Source organism: Micromonospora sp. 4G55, assembly GCF_016803375.1.
On sequence record NZ_JAEVHN010000002.1, the window covers coordinates 37,719 to 53,851 of the forward strand.

Below are 16,133 nucleotides of genomic sequence, written 5' to 3' on the forward strand. Positions count from 1 at the left end.
TCACGGCTCGATGACCGAGTGGAACAGCAGAAGGGCGCTGCCGGCCGCGCCGCTACCCACCAGCACCGCCGACGGGGCCGAGTGGTCGACAAGGTACGACATGCCGCCGGCGAGCAGACCGGTGACGAGTGCCAGGAGCAGGATGACGGCGGTGCGGACCGTCATCAGCGGACCGAGAGACGGCGTCACGCGAGACCTCCAATCGTCTGGTGGTAACCAAAGCCTGCCGCCGGCCCGTAACCTGCCAACAGCCCGTCATGGGCGTTTCCTGGCGCCCACTGGACACCACTGGACACGGGCTGTCTGCCGTACCGTGGCCGTATGAGGGTCAATGTGGCTGTGCTGGCAAAGGCGCAGGGCTTCGGAGACGACTTCGACAGCCTGCAACGCCTACGCCGGGGCAGGGGCGTTACCGGCCCCGATGATCTCTCCTACCTCTCCGATTACGTCAAACGTCAGGTGCTGCACATCGAGAGGGATACCGAGAGCGAGCTCAGACGCGGCCTGGACAACCTCAAGCAGCTCATTGACAAGTCACCCCCGCACGAGCGGGAACTACTGCGGCTGTGCTTCAACATCAATCGCGCCTTCGGCAACTTCAACTGGCTGGAACGCGCCGAGAACTTCACGATCGACCATGAGTGGATCGGCAGCTCACGCAACGTCCGTCACCGCACGGACCTCGCTCTCCTCCAGCTGCTGATGCGCACGCGCCCGGCCGCCGAGTTCGAGCCCGTTCCCGCCGCGGACGGCAACGCCATTACCGCATCCGACGGCAGCGCGGTGAGCGCGTTGACGTTTTTCACCGAGGACTACGTCCGCAACAGCTCCCGCTTCACCGCCTCCTGGGAAGCGGCGCATGCCGTCGACATGTGCGGCTTCGGGCACAACCGCATGGCGGTCGCCTACTCGGCCGAGATCGGCCGGATCCTCAAGTCGGGCGGTCGCGTCCGGGTGCTGATGCAGGACCCGGAGGGCCAGGCGGTCCTGGAAGCGAACCGGCGCAGCTCCACCCCCAAGGCATCTCCAGGATCGGTACGCCATCAGCATCGCAGCGGCATCGCGACCTTCCATGCGATCCGGTCGGCCGCAGGCGCCACCGCGGGCAGCCTCCAGCTGCGGGCGTACGACATTATGCCGCCCTTCACCGCGTACCTCTTCAACCCGGACGACGAGACCGCGCACGCCTACATCTGGTTTTGGTCATGGCGGCAGCCGTCCTCGTGGCGCCCCGGGTTCTTCCTCCCGCGTTCGACCGACCCACTGTGGTACGAGCGATTCAGGAGCCAGTTCGAGGCCATGTGGGACGACGACGACACGCAGGAGATTGCGGACCGAGGACAGCCATGAGCGACCTCGCACGCTTCTTCGACGCCGCAGGTTACGTACGACTGCCCAACCGCCTGCCGGCCGCGCTCGTCGACCGGATGCGATCGATGGTGGACGACCAGTTTGCGCGCGGCGTGCCGCCGTACCGGATGAATCACCGGGGAGAGCCATGCCGGCTGGACGCGCTGCTCGAACGCGACGAGGTCTTCCTCGAAGCCCTCCGCCATGAGCATGTCGCGGCCGCGTTGGGGCAGATCCTCGGCCCGACGGTGGACGTCGTGCTGAACCGGCACAATCATGCGACGTTGAACAACTCGGGCGACATCCCATTCCGGCTCCACCGCGACATCCAGCAGTGGTCCCAGCCACTCGTGGCCGTCTTCCTCTACCTCGAGCCGGCGACCGTCAAGAACGGGTGCACTCACGTGGTTCCGGCCACGCACCGGCTGCCGTACGCCGGCCCGCAGTCGGGCAACGGCGGGGGCAACTGGGCCGATGAACACGACGAATACCGCCACCTCATCGGGCAGGAGGTTCCGCTGGAGATGCCTGCCGGAGGGGTGCTGCTGCTTAACTGCTTGTGCTTCCACAGCGTCGGACGCAACCTGTCCGGCCGCTCGCGGTGCAGCGCGGTTTTCGCGTGCCGTAGCTCAGACGAACTCAGCCAGGTGGAGGATCCCGGGGTGATCCGGTTGTTCGGGCAGCGCCGCTTCCTCGCCAACTCCGTGCTGGAGGTCTCCGGGTCGCTGCGGAAAGGATCGAGAGCAAGCTGATGCTCGCACTGTTCGATCTGGACAACACCCTGGTCGACCGCTCCGCCGCAATACGGCGCTGGGCGCAGATGCTCGCCGGGCACGAGGGGCTGTCCGGCGATGCCGTGGAGGCGATCGTCGGCGCCGACGGCGAGGGAGAAGTGCCACGCCCCGAGTTCCTCGCCGTCGTGCAGGCGCTGCCCGGTATGCGGATGAGGCTGAAGGAACTCCAGGACTGGTACGTGGCGAATTATGCCTCGTGCTACCTCCCGGACGACAACTCGGTCCGGGCACTCACCATGCTGCGCGACGCCGGCTGGACGATCGGAGTGGTGACCAACGGATCCAAGGTCCGGACGGTGGAGAAGCTTGCGAGGGCCAGCCTGGAACCCCTGATCGACGCGCTCTGCGTGGCGGAAGAATACGGCATCCGCAAGCCGGACCCGCGGATCTTCGTCGAGATCGCCCGCAGGTGCGGCGTCGCGCTGGATGGGTGGATGATCGGCGATGCGCCGGTCGAGGACATTTGCGGCGCCGTGCGGGCGGGCCTGCGGACCGCGTGGGTGCGACGGGGGCGGCGATGGGACGAACAGCTCTGCCGTCCCGACCTGGAGATCGACACCGTACTCGAAGCGGCAATTGCGATCCTGAAGTCCGAGTGAACCCTGGGCCCGCCGGCGGCTGAGGCAGGTATCACGTCGGCGCCGGGCTCGAAACCGACTGCCGGTACCAGGACCGCCGGTAGCCTGCATCGACCATGGCGGCTATCGCCGGCATGTCGAAGAGATCGTCGGCCCCTGCGTTGGGCCGGACTGCGCTTTAGATCTCCGCGAGGCGCACTTTCACGGACCGGACTACTGGTGTTGGCTCAGACCCAGGCGTGCACCATGGACGTTGGCACGCTCGCTGTGCTGGAACGGTTCCGGCTGCTACGCCGGATGTGAGGTCTCGGCGGCCCGACGTTCCACCCGGCCCCGCAGGAACAGGAAGTCCCGCACCGGAACTTGATCCTCGGGGTGGCCCGTCAGCGTCACCGAGCCGACGCTGCCGGAACCGCCCATGCGCAGATATGCGCGTCGATGTCCTGGGCCTTTCCGAACCGGGTCCGTCCGCCCCACTGTCCCGCCGCGACCGGGGTGACCTCGTACACCCGGTGGATCTCGGTGAAGACGGCGTCGAGCGTCCTGTCCGGATCCCCCACCCGGCCGGAGACAGCGCTGACCTGGCTTGTGTGATCGGGGTACCTCGGGTCCTGGTAGCTGATGGCGACGGAGCTGGTGAGGGGGCCATCGAGCAGCTGCGCGAGGGCTGCGGCGATCTTCCCGGTCTCCCCGTTCACCGCTGGGTCGGTCGTCGACCGGTAGAACCCCAGCTTCTCCGGCGGCACGATCATCTGCATCTCCACCTGCGACGAGACCGTCGGGGACGGGGTGGCGGACGCGTCGTCCCCGGACGGGCCCGAACAGCCGCCCAGCAGCAGCGCGGTGAGCAGGGCGATGCCGGGCGACGCCGGGTGCCGCCGAAGTACCTCCACCGTCGTCATCGCCACTCCCGCCCTTCCGCCGACGTGCGGCGGCAGCTTATCCGCCTCGGCGGTGGTCGCGTACCCGGTATCCGGCGGGGCGTTCCAGCTCGTCGCGTGCCTGGAGCAATCCGGTCGTCCGGCTGGCCAACGGGCCAGGGACGCCGCTCGGCGCGCAATGCGGCTCCACGATCGGCTGCTCACTGTCTGTCATCACGGTCCGACAGGATGGTGAACAACTTTCCACCGTTCAGCACGCTCTGCAGCGACCAGTCTGCCCCCAGCCCTCCGTCGCCGGCTTGCATCACCCTCTACCCCCGCCACCGCTGAATCCTTCAGCGGCTTCACTCTGGGCCATCAGGCGGCACCATGATCCACGCGGCGTACCTGACCTCGTCGAGCTGCGGCCCGCCGGCGTGCCGCAGCTGCGCGCCGACCCGGCGCCCGGTCTACACCTCGAGTCTCCATGTGACTCCGGTTGATCTTGGCAGGCAGGGCGGAACGACCGGCGGGACCGGGGTCGCGTCGGCGGGGAGCGATCTGGTTCAGGCTGTGGCGCGGATCGCCGGTGCCGGTCGGGTGAAGGTCTTGCGGTCGCGGATGAGGGCCCAGAGAACGTCGACGCGTCGTCGGGCGAGGGCCTACCGGCTCAGGTGCCGTCGTGTGTGGGTCAGAGGCGACCACCGGCAGCGGTGTCGGAGATGCGCTGGGCAAGGTAGATCGGCACGATCGAGAGCACGATCAGCACCGCCGCGACGACGTTGATGACCGGCGCCTGGTTGGGCCGGAAGAGGTTGTTGAAGATCCAGATGGGCAGGGTCTGGACGCCCGGACCGGCCGTGAAGGTCGTCACGATGATCTCGTCGAAGGAGAGCGCGAAAGCCAGCAGCCCGCCGGCGAACAGCGCCGAACGCAGCAGCGGGAACGTCACATAGCGGAACGTCTGGAAGGTGTCCGCACCGAGGTCTGCGCTCGCCTCCTCCAGGTTTCCCCCCATCCGGCGCAGCCGGGCCAGCACGTTGTTGTAGACCACCACGACGCAGAACGTCGCATGCCCGACGATCACCGAGAACATTCCCTTGCCCACTCCGAGCGGCTCGATCACCGTGCGGAAGGCGGTGTCCAGCGCGATCCCCGTGACGATGCCGGGCAGCGCGATGGGCAGCACCACGAGCAGCGACACGGCGTCGCGCCCGAAGAACCGGTAGCGCTGTACCGCGAACGCGACCAGCGTGCCGAGCAGTAGCGCGATGGCTGTCGCGCCGAGGCCGGCCTTCACCGAGGTCCATACCGCCTCGCGGGCGCCCGCGTTCTCCCACGCCCGCACCCACCAGTCGGTGGTCCAGCGCGGCGGCGGCCAGGCGAACGTGCGGTCGGCGTTGAACGAGTTGAGCAGCACGATGGCCAGCGGGAAATAGACGAAGGCCAGGCCCACCGTCATGGCCCCGCGCAGCAGCCAGCGCGCTCCGCGCGACAGCGTCACAGCTCCTCCAACGCGCCGGATCGGCGCACCGCGACCAGATAGATGACCATGATGAGTACGGGGATCGTGGCGAGTGCCGCCGAGAACGGCAGATTGTTCGCCGCGCCGATGTTCGCGTACACCAGGTTGCCGATGAGTTGGGTCTTGCCGCCCACGATCTGCACCGTGATGTAGTCGCCGAGCGACAGGGAGAACGTGAAGATCGAACCGGCGATCACCGACGGCACGATCATCGGGAGTACCACCGAGCGGAAGGTGCGCCCGCCCCGGCCACCGAGGTCCGCCGACGCCTCCAGCAACGAATCCGGCATCCGTTCCAGCCCGGCGTAGATGGGCAGGATCATGTACGGCAGCCACAGATAGCTCAGCACGAGGATGGTCGCGAGCAGTCCGTACCCGGGGCCGTTGCCGGCACCCCCGAAGAGCCAATCCACCGGGCCGCCGTTGGCGAGCATCACCCGCCAGGCGTACGCCTTGACCAGGTAGCTCGCCCACAGCGGGGTGAGGATCGCGATGACCAGCAACTGGCGGCTGCGCGGGGAGGCGACCTTCGCCATGAAGAACGCCATTGGCAGCGCGATGAGCGTGTCGATGACGGTGACGGCGGTGGCGACGCCGAGGCTGCGCAGGGTGACGGCGCGGTAGACCTCTTCGGTCAGGATGGTGCGGAAGTTCGCGAATGTCGGCTCGCGGACGAGGTCGCCGGTGAAGCTGTTGACCGTCCACAGCGCGGAGACGAAGAGGACCGCGAGCGAGCCGAGGTACGCCACGAGCAGCCAGAGCAGCGGCGCCGAGAGCAGCCCGGCGAGGCGTGCTCCGCGGTGCCGGTGCAGCCAGGAGGAGAGCCGGCGGACCGGCCCGCGGGCGGCGGTCGTGTCATCGCCCGCAGGTCGGTCCACCGTGGAGAGAGCCGTCACGTGTCTCAGCCCTTGATCGTGGTCCAGGCCTGGGTCCAGGCCGCGTAGTCCTTGCACTTGACGTCGGTGCGGCCGTCGAGGCACTGCTCCACCGGGGTGCTCCAGAACCAGACCTGGTCGAAGTACGCCTCGTCGGCGGCGTGGAACGTGGTGCAGTGGTTCTTGTCGGCTGTCTTGTCGCAGGAGAGCTTGTTCGCCGGGGCCTCGCCGAACCACTCCGCCACCGCGGCGTTGGCCTCCGGGCTGATGATGTGGTTCATCCAGAGGTAGCCGCAGTTCGGGTGCTTGGCCTTGGCGGAGATCATCCAGGTGTCGGACCAGCCGGTCGCGCCCTCGGAGGGCAGGACCGCCTCGACGGGGGCGCCGTCGGCCTTGGCCAGGTTGACGATGACCTGCCAGGCGGTGCCGACCACGGAGTTGCCGGACTTGAAGGCCTGCACCTCCTTGGTGTAGTCCGACCAGTACTCACCGATCAGCTCGTTCTGCTTCTTGAGCAGGTCCACGGCCGCGGCGAACTGCTTGTCGTCCAGCGCGTACGGGTTCTTGATGCCCAGCTCCGGCCGGTGCTTCATCAGGTACAGCGCCGCGTCGGCGATGTAGATCGGCGAGTCGTACGCCGTCACCGTCCCCTTGTACGGCGAGTTCGGGTCGAACACCGCGCTCCAGGAGGTCGGCGCCGGGGTGACCTTGTCGGTGCGGTACATCAGCACGTTCGCGCCGCGGCCGTGTGGGATGCCGTAGGCCACCCCGTCGACCGAGTTCCACTGCTTGAGCTTCAGGCCGTCGAAGACGTCCTTGTAGTTGGCGACCAGGTCGGTGTTGACCGGGGCGACCTCACCGCCGTAGATCAGTCGCAGCGAGGCGTCGCCGGAGGCCGAGACGACGTCGTAGTCGCCGGTCTTCATCAGCGTCACCATCTCGTCGGAGGTGCCGGCGACCTTCACGTTGACCTTGCAGCCGGTCTCCTTCTCGAAGCCGGTGACCCAGTCGACCTTCGGGTCCGTGGAGCCGTTCTCCACGTACCCGGCCCAGGCGGCGATGTTGACCTGGCCCTCGCCGGCGCCGAGCGACGCCAGCTTGTCGATCTTCGGCGGTTTGATGCCACCGGGGCCGGAGCCGCCGGCGCCGCCGCCGTCGCCGCATCCGGCCAGCGCGAGCAGACCGGCTGCGGCGAGCGCGGTGAAGACTCGAGTGGTGCGCATCTGCGCTCTCCTTCTGGTTATCAATAGGGGGTGTTTCACCGGGAGTTGACCGGAACCGCAACGACGTGCTCGGCCCGCCAGGTCAGCCGGATCGGCTTGCCACGCAGGGCCGCCACGTCGGCCGGGGAGGTCTGCTGGTTCTGCTGCATCGCGACGACGCGCGCCCCGGAGTCGAGGTCGACGACGAAGCGGGTGGCCGCTCCCGCGTAGATCACCTCGACGACCTGGCCCGCCGCGCTGATCTCCTCGGCCGATGCGGGCGCACCGCCGAGTCGGATCTTCTCCGGGCGTACCGAGAACACGCCGTCGCGCCCGAGCACGGCGCGGGCGGTCTCGCCCTCGAACAGGTTGGAGGTGCCCACGAAGCCGGCGACGAACGGGCTGCCCGGGCGCTCGTACACCTCGGCCGGCGTGTCGACCTGCTCGATCCGGCCCTGGTTGAACACCGCCACCCGGTCGCTCATCGTCAGCGCCTCCTGCTGGTCGTGCGTGACGAAGACGAAGGTTATGCCGACCTCGCGCTGGATCGCCTTCAACTCGACCTGCATCTCCTCGCGCAGCTTCAGGTCGAGCGCGCCGAACGGTTCGTCGAGCAGCAACACGGCCGGGCGGTTGACCAGGGCGCGGGCCAGCGCAACCCGCTGGCGCTGCCCGCCAGACAGCGCGCTGGGGCGGCGCTCGCCGTACCCCTCGAGGCGGACCGTCCGCAGCGCCGCCGCCGCGCGCTCACGGCGCTCGGCGCGCGCTACCTTGCGCACGCGCAGGCCGTACTCCACGTTCTGCTGCACCGTCATGTGCGGGAAGAGGGCGTAGTCCTGGAAGACGGTGTTGACGTCGCGGTCAAACGGGGCGAGCCGGGTGACATCACGCCCGGCGAGCAGGACGCTGCCGGCGGTCGGCAGTTCGAATCCGGCGATCATCCGCAGCACGGTCGTCTTGCCCGAGCCGGACGGCCCGAGCATGGAGAAGAACTCGCCGTCGGCGATCTCCAGGTCGATGCCGGCGACGGCCTCCACGGCGTCGAACGACTTGCGCAGACCGGTCAGGCGGATCGCGGGTTCCGACACGACGACAGGCTCCAACTCTTCAACGGATCATGGTCACGCCAGCAGCCAACGGCTACGGATTCCTTAGCGGAAGAGTAGAGCTGCAACGGATACCGCAGTCAAGGTTTTTGGCCGGATCGTTGAGTTGCGGCCCTCACCGGAGACGCGACCTCGAAAAAGAACGACTGGTCAAGGGTCGCGGAGCCACGGCCAGCGCGTCCGCACCGGCGGCCGGAGGACCAGGCTGCGTCGGCACGCTGGAGGCGGCCGGGGAGAATCTGTTGCATTGCCCGAGTCCAGGGATCGAGGCAGGCTTGACGGGTGCAGCGGTCGAGTCCTCGTCGTCCCTGGTCGCCGCCGAAGTCGGCGTTCACCGGGTTCCGGTTCCCCGCGGAGGTGATCGTCGTCGCCGTCCGCTGGTACCTGCGCTACAACCTCTCCTACCGGGACGTGGAGGAACTCCTGGCTGAGCGCGGTGTCGAGGTCGACCACGTCACCGTGCTCCGGTGGGTGCAACGGTTCACCCCGCTGCTGGCCGACGCCTCTACCGTGCCAAAACTCCGTCGCACAGGGTGTGAGCTGCTGTTTCGCGACAATGACGCAGGATGGCAGGCGTGTTGGTTCGGCTGCTGTACCTGAGTGCGGTGCGGATGTTCGGCTGGTTGCCGCTGGCCACGTGCAGCGAGTCCGCGCTGGTCGCAGAGTTGCTGGTGCTGCGCCACGAGGTGGCGGTGCTACGCCGACAGGTCGGTCGGCCGCGCCTGTCGTGGCCGGAGCGGGCGGTGTTGTCGGCGCTGGTCCCGGCACTACCGCGGGAACTGTGGAAGCATCGGATCGTCACCCCGGCCACCCTGCTGGCCTGGCACCGCCGGCTGGTCCGCCGGAACTGGACCTACCCGAACCGCCCCGGACGACCACCGATCAGCGACGACATCCGTGACCTGGTACGGACACCCTGCTGTTTCCCGAGCTGCTCCCCCGCCACCATCGCCGCGAACACCGGGAGCCGTGTGCCGACGAATGCTCCACCAACGGATCAGCCGCTTCGGCGGTTACCCCACTGGCGCGGGTTCTGGACCGAGCCCCGGCCGCCGAGGACCTGACCCTTTCCATACGGTTGAGGCGAGGCGACCTTGCCCTTCGCGCGTCGGGCAGCCCGATTTGCGTAAACGGCAGGCTCGTCGGTCTCGGTCTCGGTCTCGGCCGTGGTTGGCGTGTCGGCGTCCTGGGCGTGGGCGTCTTGAACGGGCTCAGGCTCCGCCATCGGTATCTCCCTGGATTCGTGGGGTGCCCTGCGGACCATCGCCAGCCGGCGGACGCGGACTGGTCGACGCCGGTGTGGGCACCTTGACGGTATCGCAACGCCGAGCCCGTCCGATCGACGGCCCGTAGGCCCCGCGTGGGTGGCAACCGCCATCAGATCTGTGGCAGCCGATACGCGACCGAGAGCTGGCCGGAAGGGCCACCCAACCGCCCGACTGATCTTCAACTGCCGAGCACACGGCCCGCCGGTTGCGACCCAAGAATCGAGGCGCAAAAACGAAAAACCGCAGGCCACGGGCCTGCGGTGACGATTCGAGCTGCGCATTAGTAAGTATCCGCTGTCTGCGCACCGGCATGCGGCGTGCGCGCCGCCCGAGATCACCTCTCGGCGACGGGCCAATTGTCGGAGAAGTAGCCGTCACCACCGCACCGGGAAGCGCACGCCCAAGCTAGTGGCGGCACGTCGGGCCCGGCAAGACGATTTCGATCCCGCCGGATCCCCCGCTCCATGATCACGAGATGGCAAATCCCGTTGTCCGCCCACCCCGGCCGCCACTACGGTCGGGCACGCACTTCCCGGTGCGCAGGTGACGGTTACATCTGGAGGGGCCCCGGCCCCGGTGAAGGGACCGTCCGTCACCGGCTCCGATCTCGGGAGGCGCGACCACACGCGTACCCGGTGCGCAGGCGACGGTTACTTCCGGATCCGCAGGTTGGAGGTTCGAGTCCTCCGTCACCTCAGGGTGGCTGGCTCAATCGGACAGAGCAGCGGACATGTTCCGTCGCCGACTCCGGTCTCGGGTACGCGTCGTGGTGGCGTCCTCCTGCTCGACTTCCATGGGGGACGCGATGGGCAAGTTCAACCTCAAGCTGCGCCGGAACCGGCATGAGGACGACGACGAGTACGTCACCGCCGAGGGCGCGCCCGGTTTCCGCCGCGGGCCGCGCGCCGAGCTGTTCCTGCTGGGCGTGTCGAACATGGTCGGTGAGGACACCTTCTACGAGGGCGCGGCCGAGCGGGACGCCCGGTTCCGTGAGCTGGTCGCCGCCGTCGCCGTCGCCGACCGGGACTGGTTCGCGCGTTTCGTGCCGTGGCTGCGTACCGGCGCGATGCTGCGCTCGGCGTCCATCGTGGCCGCGCTGGAGGGTGCCCGGGCCCAGGTCGCCGCGGGCATCCCGGGTTCCCGGGCGATCGTGGACGCGGCGTTGCAGCGCGCGGACGAGCCGGGTGAGGCGCTGGCGTACTGGCTCAGCCGGCACGGCCGGTCGCTGCCGAAGCCGGTCAAGCGCGGCATCGCCGACGCGGCGGTGCGGCTGTACCACGAGCGGAGTCTGCTCAAGTACGACTCCGAGGGCAGCGCCGTGCGCTTCGGTGACGTCATCGACCTGACCCACCCGATGGCGAAGGACGAGCGGCAGGGCGACCTGTTCCGGCACGCGCTGGACCGGCGGCACCGGCGGGACAACCCGCTGCCCGCGTCGTTGACGATGCTGGCGGCCCGGGCCGAGCTGATGGCGATGCCCGTCGCGCGGCGTACCGAGGTCACCGACCCGGCGGTGCTGGCCGCGGCCGGGATGACCTGGGAGGCGCTCGCCGGCTGGCGGCAGAGCGCGATGGACGCCGCGGCCTGGGAGGCGATCATCCCGACGATGGGGTATCTGGCGCTGCTGCGCAACCTGCGCAACTTCGACCAGGCCGGGGTCAGCGACGCGGTGGCCGAGGCGGTGGCGGCGCGGCTGTCCGACCCGGGCGAGGTGGCCAGGTCACGGGTGCTGCCGATGCGTTTCCTGTCGGCGTACAACGCGGCGCCGAGCCTGCGGTGGGCGTACCCGCTGGAGAAGGCCTTGCAGCACGCGCTGGCGAACGTGCCCGCGCTGGACGGCCGGACCCTGATCCTGATCGACACCTCCGGGTCGATGACCAGCTCGTTCAGCAAGGACGGCTCGCTGCGCTGCTGGGACGCGGCCACCGTCTTCGGCCTGGCGCTGGCCGCCCGCGCGCAGGACGCGACGGTGGTGTCCTTCTCCGACCACAGCCAGGTGTTCCCCACCGTCGCGGGCGAGTCGGTGCTGGCGGCGGTGCGCCGGTTCAAGGACGGCGGCTGGTTCTACGGCTGCGGCACGGAGACCGCGAAGGCGGTGCGGAAGCACTACGACCGGCACGACCGGGTGGTGATCCTCACCGACGAGCAGGCGCACTGGCACCGCTCGACGGACGTCACGGCCGCGGTGCCCGCGCCGGTCCCGGTGTACACCTGGAACCTGGCCGGCTACCGGGTCGGGCACGCGCCGACGTACGGGAACCGGCAGACGTTCGGCGGTCTGTCCGACGCCGCATTCGCGATGATCCCGCTCGTCGAGGCGGGGTCCCGGGAGCAGTGGCCGTTCTGATCCGCACCGCCGCGCCAGCCGGCGCGGCGGGCGGACCGGACGCGGGCGTGCGCCCGCGTCGGTCCGCCGGGCAGGTCAGCCCCCAGGACTGCCGGGGCCCCCGCGTACGGTCGACGGGGCGCCGGGTGCGCTGGTGGTGTTCGACGGGCAGGTCCGGCTCGCGCTCAGTTTCATCGTCACCGACCGGATCATCGGCATCGAGGTGGTGGCCGACCCGACCCAGCTGGCCGCGCTGGACCTCGTCCCCGGGGCGGCGGAGTCCCGCTGACCGCGACGATCGACCGCGCCGCCACCGGCTCAGCCAGGGCCGGGCATACCGCCGAGGGTGGGCGCAGCCGGCTGTCACCCGGTTCGCCACACCGCCGGTCCCGCGGTGCCGGGTCAGTCCCGGCGGTCCTCGTCGCCCGGCCCGACCACCTGGCGCTGCTCCAGGGCGTCGGCGGCGGTGGCGTCCTCCGGCAGGGAGGTCGACGGCAGCGCGTGCTCCCCCGGCACCGAGGCGCCCTGCTCGGCCAGGTCGGCCTCGGTGGCGTCCGGTTGCGGCTGCGGCGGCTCGTCGGGCTGCCCCTCGTCGAGCAGCGGCTGACGCTGCTCGACCGCGTCGGCCTCCGGCGGCACGTCCAACGGTCCATCGGTCATGCCGACGCTCCTCTCCCCCGCCGGCCCCTCGCGGGGCCGGCCTCGTGACGGCGGGTCAGTCCGGCAACAGCCGCCGGAGGACACCCTTCCCGGTGGCGCCCATCCGGTAGGACTGCACGAGGTACGAGCCGCAGACGATGTTCGCGCCGGCCAGCGCCGGCACGGCGAACTGCGCCAGGCGCTGGCGCCGCTGCCACGTCGCGATGTCGGCCGGCGTCCCCGCGGAGGGGATGGTGGCGTCGTGCACCTCGAGGCGGTCACCCCGCTGGTGCGCCGCCTCGGCCAGCTGACCGATCCGGTTGCCGCAGTAGGCCGAGTAGGCGGTGGCCAGGGCACCGGCGACGGTGATCCCCGCCTTCAACGCGCCCACCGTGCCGAATCCCTTCTGCAACGCGATGCGGCGTCCGCCGACCTGGGTCAACCGCAACCCGGCGAGCATGGTCGCGCCGATGCCGAGCCACTGCACCGGGCTGAACCGGTTCCAGGCGGACTCGGCGACCCGGATCCGGTCGATGCCCTGCTGCAGGTCGCTGCCGGACTTGTTGACGCCGGCGACGCCCATGACGGTGCCGCCGAACCACAGCGCGGAGCCGACGTCGTGGACGGCCTGCGCGACGGCGTGATTGTCGGTCGCGGTCATCTGCATCCCGCACTCCTCCGCTCAGCGGGCACGTTGCCCTTCGTCCCGATTGAAGCACTTTCGCCGGGGTCGCCACCCGGTGTTCCTCGACCCACCTACCTCCGGGACAACTCGCCCTGCGGGGGCTGCCGCCGAGCGGTCAGCGTCCGGCCAGGCGGCGGGCCAGCGTCCGGCGCAGCTCGTCGATGCCGGCACCGGTCAGCGCGGACACCGGCACCGCGTCCGGGTACCCGCGGCACAGCGCGTCGACCCACTCCGGCGGCGCAATGTCGATCTTGTTGAGCACCAGCAGTTCCGGCACCTGGCCCGCGCCGATCTCGTGCAGCACGCCGTGCACCGTGGTGATCTGGCCGAACGCGTCGGGCGCGGACGCGTCCACCACGTGCATCGCCAGGTCGCTGCGGGTGACCTCGTCCAGGGTCGAGCGGAACGCGTCGACCAGTTGGTGCGGCAGGTGCCGGACGAAACCCACGGTGTCGGTGACGGTGTAGGTCAGCTCGCCGGTGCTGATCCGCCGTACCGTCGGGTCGAGGGTGGCGAAGAGGACGTCCTGCACCTGGGCGTCCGCACCGGTCAGGCGGTTGAGCAGGGCGGACTTCCCGGCGTTGGTGTACCCGGTGATCGACACCGAGGGGATCTGGTTGCGGGCCCGCCGGCCCCGGGTGCGTTCCCGCCGCCGGGCCAGCTCGCCGGCGTTGCGCCGCAGCCGGGTGGCCCGCTGGCGCAACGTCCGACGCTGGGTCTCCAGCCGCATCTCACCCGGTCCACGCACACCGATGCCGGCGCCGCCGGCGACCCGGCCACCACCGACGCGGGACATCGACCGGCCGTCGCCGCGCAGCCGGGGCAGCTGGTACGCGATCTGCGCCAGCTCCACCTGCACCCGTCCCTCGCTGGTGCGGGCGTGCTCGGCGAAGATGTCCAGAATCAGGGCGGTGCGGTCCACCACCCGTACCCCCACCCGTTCCTCCAGGTTGCGCACCTGGCCGGGGCTCAGCTCACCGTCGGCGATGACCAGCTCGGCACCGGCGCGTTCGGTGGCGGCGGCCAGCTCGTCGACCTTGCCGGAGCCCAGGAAGGTGGCCGGGTCCGGCTTCGGGCGGTGCTGCACCACCGCGTCGGCGACGTTGAGGCCGTCGGTGTCGGCGAGCCGTCGCAGCTCCTCCAGGGACACCTCACTGCCGGGGCCGTTGCCGCCCGCGCCGTCGTCCTCGCGCACCGCGACCAGCACCGCCGTCGGCCGTTGCCGGGAGGTCTCGGCTCCCGCACCGAGCAACCAGGTACCCGCCATCGTCCACCTCACCTCGCCTCGCCTCGCGCCGGACTGCGGCCTACCCTGGCCGCCGCCGACCATGCCGCCGACGCCGCGTCCACCCCGGCCGTCAGGTCGCGTCGAGGTCCGAATCCGCCCAGGCCAGGACATCGTGTCCCACTCGCCGGTGACCGAGCGGCCCAGGGAGGAGCGCCCGGGACGGAGCGGGCCCGGGGCGAATCGGCCCGGGACTTGAGCGGCCCGGGGACGCCGGCGGGCTCCGGGCGGGACCATGCGTCCGGAGCCCGCACCGGTCATCGGGTCAGCAGCGCCCGGAGGGCCTTGACGACCTCGGCCGGCGCCTCCTCGGCCATGAAGTGCCCGCAGGAGACGGTGCGGTGGTGCAGGTCCGGCGCCCAGGCGCGCCAACGGCCGGCGGCGTCGAAGCCCAGCGCGGCACCCCAGTCCTGCTGCAGGACGGTCACCGGCATGCGCAGCTGCCGGCCGGCGGCGCGGTCGACGGTGTCGTGCTCCACGTCGATGCCGGCGGACGCGCGGTAGTCGGCGACGATGGACGTGACAGCCGCCCGGGACGCCGCCAGGTAGGCCGCCCGGACCTCGGCGGGGATGGCGTCGGGGTCGCGGGTCCAGATGTCGAGGAAGTGGCCGAAGAAGGCGTCCGGGCTGGCGGCGATGAGCTGCTCGGGCAGGCCGGGCGGCTGGGCCATCAGGTACAGGTGGAAGCCGACGGCGGCGGAGGTGCCGCGCATGACGTCCCACATGTCCAGGGTCGGCAGCACGTCGAGCGCGGCCAGGTGGGTGACCGCCTCCGGGTGGTCGAGGCCGGCCCGCACGGCGACCAGGGCGCCGCGGTCGTGGCCGGCCAGGGCGAAGCGGTCGTGGCCCAGGGCGCGGGCGAGCGCGACGACGTCGTCGGCCATGGTGCGCTTGGCGTACACGTCCGGGCCGGTCGCCGTGGGCTTGTCGCTGGCGCCGTAGCCGCGCAGGTCGGGGCAGATGACGGTGTGGTCGGCGGCGAGGTCGGCGGCGACGTGCCGCCACATGAGGTGGGTCTGCGGGAAGCCGTGCAGCAGCACGATCGGGCTGCCCGAGCCGCCGACCGCGGCGTGCAGGGCCACGCCGTCGGCGACGGTGACGCGCTGATGATCGAATCCGTTGATCCTGGGGTTCACCGGGAACTCTCCTGCTCGTTCGGGTGTCCGTCGACCGGCCGGGGGCGGCGCCCCGTGACCGGTCCTCGGGATCGAGCCTGACCGGCGGCGATGAGCAGCGGATCAGCAGCGGATGAGTGCCCGGCCGCCGACCGGTGTCCCGCTCGGCGCTGCCTAGAGTGGGTGCCATGGGGGCACCGGCGGTGACGTTCGGCGTGCTGGGGCCCGTGCAGGCCACCGGCGCGGGCGGGCCCGTACCGCTGCGGGGTCCCCGTCATCGGGCCGTGCTGGCCCGCCTGCTGGTCGCGCGGGGCCAGGTGGTGTCGGTGGACCGGCTCGTCGGTGATCTCTGGGAGACGCCACCGGAGCAGGCGGTGGCGGCGGTCCGTACCTTCGTCGCCGATCTGCGCCGGGCCCTTGAGCCGGAGCGGGCGCCGCGCCAGCCGGCCCGGCTGCTGGTGACCGCGCCCCCCCGGTTACGCGTTGCGCGCCGCCCCCCGAGGCGGTGGACGCGTGGCGGTTCGA

Annotated in this window: 17 protein-coding genes and 1 pseudogene; 8 read left to right on the top strand and 10 right to left on the bottom strand. The window is 70.4% G+C overall.

Going from position 1 to position 16,133, the window contains the following annotated elements; all coding sequences use genetic code 11:
- Positions 1 to 189, bottom strand: a complete 189-nt coding sequence (locus JNW89_RS00450) for a hypothetical protein (RefSeq protein ID WP_238447133.1) — start codon at positions 187 to 189, stop codon at positions 1 to 3.
- A gap of 132 nt (positions 190 to 321) precedes the next feature.
- Between JNW89_RS00450 and JNW89_RS00455 the strand changes: the two genes are divergently transcribed.
- From JNW89_RS00455 to JNW89_RS00465, 3 genes are read left to right on the top strand one after another with little or no spacing between them, the layout of a single operon-like run.
- On the top strand, positions 322 to 1,350 hold the full coding sequence (locus JNW89_RS00455; protein WP_238447134.1) for a DUF5919 domain-containing protein: 1,029 nt from the start codon (positions 322 to 324) through the stop codon (positions 1,348 to 1,350).
- Positions 1,347 to 2,102 (top strand): phytanoyl-CoA dioxygenase family protein, encoded by a 756-nt coding sequence (locus JNW89_RS00460; RefSeq protein WP_238447135.1) that lies wholly within the window; start codon positions 1,347 to 1,349, stop codon positions 2,100 to 2,102. Before JNW89_RS00455 ends, JNW89_RS00460 begins: the two co-directional genes overlap by 4 nt.
- Positions 2,102 to 2,743, top strand: a complete 642-nt coding sequence (locus JNW89_RS00465; RefSeq protein WP_238447136.1) for an HAD family hydrolase — start codon at positions 2,102 to 2,104, stop codon at positions 2,741 to 2,743. Before JNW89_RS00460 ends, JNW89_RS00465 begins: the two co-directional genes overlap by 1 nt.
- 368 nt (positions 2,744 to 3,111) lie before the next feature.
- Here the strand turns inward: JNW89_RS00465 and JNW89_RS00470 are convergent, their stop codons facing one another.
- The 5 genes from JNW89_RS00470 to JNW89_RS00490 form a co-directional block, all read right to left on the bottom strand.
- Positions 3,112 to 3,624, bottom strand: a complete 513-nt coding sequence (locus JNW89_RS00470) for a hypothetical protein (RefSeq protein WP_238447137.1) — start codon at positions 3,622 to 3,624, stop codon at positions 3,112 to 3,114.
- Between the two features lie 649 nt (positions 3,625 to 4,273).
- Positions 4,274 to 5,086 (bottom strand): ABC transporter permease, encoded by an 813-nt coding sequence (locus JNW89_RS00475; protein WP_238447138.1) that lies wholly within the window; start codon positions 5,084 to 5,086, stop codon positions 4,274 to 4,276.
- Complete coding sequence (locus JNW89_RS00480; protein WP_238447139.1) at positions 5,083 to 6,003, bottom strand: ABC transporter permease; 921 nt, start codon at positions 6,001 to 6,003, stop codon at positions 5,083 to 5,085. The genes JNW89_RS00475 and JNW89_RS00480 overlap by 4 nt, the downstream gene beginning before the upstream one ends.
- A gap of 5 nt (positions 6,004 to 6,008) precedes the next feature.
- Entirely contained in the window at positions 6,009 to 7,205 is a 1,197-nt protein-coding gene (locus JNW89_RS00485; RefSeq protein ID WP_238447140.1) for an ABC transporter substrate-binding protein, read from the bottom strand.
- A gap of 35 nt (positions 7,206 to 7,240) precedes the next feature.
- Positions 7,241 to 8,272, bottom strand: a complete 1,032-nt coding sequence (locus JNW89_RS00490) for an ABC transporter ATP-binding protein (protein WP_238447141.1) — start codon at positions 8,270 to 8,272, stop codon at positions 7,241 to 7,243.
- Between the two features lie 375 nt (positions 8,273 to 8,647).
- Here JNW89_RS00490 and JNW89_RS00495 point away from each other — a divergent pair.
- The 4 genes and pseudogenes from JNW89_RS00495 to JNW89_RS36370 all read left to right on the top strand — a co-directional run.
- Positions 8,648 to 8,785 (top strand): annotated as a pseudogene (locus JNW89_RS00495) (IS6 family transposase); the annotation flags it as partial.
- An 80-nt stretch (positions 8,786 to 8,865) separates the two neighbouring features.
- Complete coding sequence (locus JNW89_RS00500; protein WP_238447142.1) at positions 8,866 to 9,354, top strand: hypothetical protein; 489 nt, start codon at positions 8,866 to 8,868, stop codon at positions 9,352 to 9,354.
- A 934-nt stretch (positions 9,355 to 10,288) separates the two neighbouring features.
- Positions 10,289 to 11,905: a TROVE domain-containing protein gene (locus JNW89_RS00505; protein WP_238447143.1), complete on the top strand. Its 1,617-nt coding sequence runs from the start codon at positions 10,289 to 10,291 to the stop codon at positions 11,903 to 11,905.
- A 133-nt stretch (positions 11,906 to 12,038) separates the two neighbouring features.
- Positions 12,039 to 12,173: a hypothetical protein gene (locus JNW89_RS36370; protein WP_255540206.1), complete on the top strand. Its 135-nt coding sequence runs from the start codon at positions 12,039 to 12,041 to the stop codon at positions 12,171 to 12,173.
- 113 nt (positions 12,174 to 12,286) lie between these two features.
- On the opposite strand, the gene JNW89_RS00510 is transcribed toward JNW89_RS36370, so the two are convergent.
- The 4 genes from JNW89_RS00510 to JNW89_RS00525 all read right to left on the bottom strand — a co-directional run bounded on the left by JNW89_RS00510 (position 12,287) and on the right by JNW89_RS00525 (position 15,629).
- Positions 12,287 to 12,544 (bottom strand): hypothetical protein, encoded by a 258-nt coding sequence (locus tag JNW89_RS00510; RefSeq protein ID WP_238447144.1) that lies wholly within the window; start codon positions 12,542 to 12,544, stop codon positions 12,287 to 12,289.
- 55 nt (positions 12,545 to 12,599) lie between these two features.
- Complete coding sequence (locus JNW89_RS00515) at positions 12,600 to 13,190, bottom strand: hypothetical protein (RefSeq protein WP_238447145.1); 591 nt, start codon at positions 13,188 to 13,190, stop codon at positions 12,600 to 12,602.
- Positions 13,191 to 13,323: 133 nt separating this feature from the next.
- Positions 13,324 to 14,475 (bottom strand): GTPase HflX, encoded by a 1,152-nt coding sequence (gene hflX / locus JNW89_RS00520; RefSeq protein ID WP_238447146.1) that lies wholly within the window; start codon positions 14,473 to 14,475, stop codon positions 13,324 to 13,326.
- Positions 14,476 to 14,750: 275 nt separating this feature from the next.
- On the bottom strand, positions 14,751 to 15,629 hold the full coding sequence (locus JNW89_RS00525; protein WP_238447147.1) for an alpha/beta fold hydrolase: 879 nt from the start codon (positions 15,627 to 15,629) through the stop codon (positions 14,751 to 14,753).
- A 167-nt stretch (positions 15,630 to 15,796) separates the two neighbouring features.
- Between JNW89_RS00525 and JNW89_RS00530 the strand changes: the two genes are divergently transcribed.
- Positions 15,797 to 16,133: winged helix-turn-helix domain-containing protein (locus tag JNW89_RS00530; RefSeq protein ID WP_238447148.1), on the top strand; the 337-nt coding region annotated here is incomplete at its 3' end.

Bases quoted from the DNA above. Each gene is read 5' to 3' on its own strand.
- JNW89_RS00515 (WP_238447145.1), bottom strand. From the start codon at position 13,190: ATGCAGATGACCGCGACCGACAATCACGCCGTCGCGCAGGCCGTCCAC.
- JNW89_RS00465 (WP_238447136.1), top strand. From the start codon at position 2,102: ATGCTCGCACTGTTCGATCTGGACAACACCCTGGTCGACCGCTCCGCC.
- hflX (WP_238447146.1), bottom strand. From the start codon at position 14,475: ATGGCGGGTACCTGGTTGCTCGGTGCGGGAGCCGAGACCTCCCGGCAA.
- JNW89_RS00460 (WP_238447135.1), top strand. From the start codon at position 1,347: ATGAGCGACCTCGCACGCTTCTTCGACGCCGCAGGTTACGTACGACTG.
- JNW89_RS00510 (WP_238447144.1), bottom strand. From the start codon at position 12,544: ATGACCGATGGACCGTTGGACGTGCCGCCGGAGGCCGACGCGGTCGAG.
- JNW89_RS00455 (WP_238447134.1), top strand. From the start codon at position 322: ATGAGGGTCAATGTGGCTGTGCTGGCAAAGGCGCAGGGCTTCGGAGAC.
- JNW89_RS00470 (WP_238447137.1), bottom strand. From the start codon at position 3,624: ATGACGACGGTGGAGGTACTTCGGCGGCACCCGGCGTCGCCCGGCATC.
- JNW89_RS00505 (WP_238447143.1), top strand. From the start codon at position 10,289: ATGTTCCGTCGCCGACTCCGGTCTCGGGTACGCGTCGTGGTGGCGTCC.
- JNW89_RS00485 (WP_238447140.1), bottom strand. From the start codon at position 7,205: ATGCGCACCACTCGAGTCTTCACCGCGCTCGCCGCAGCCGGTCTGCTC.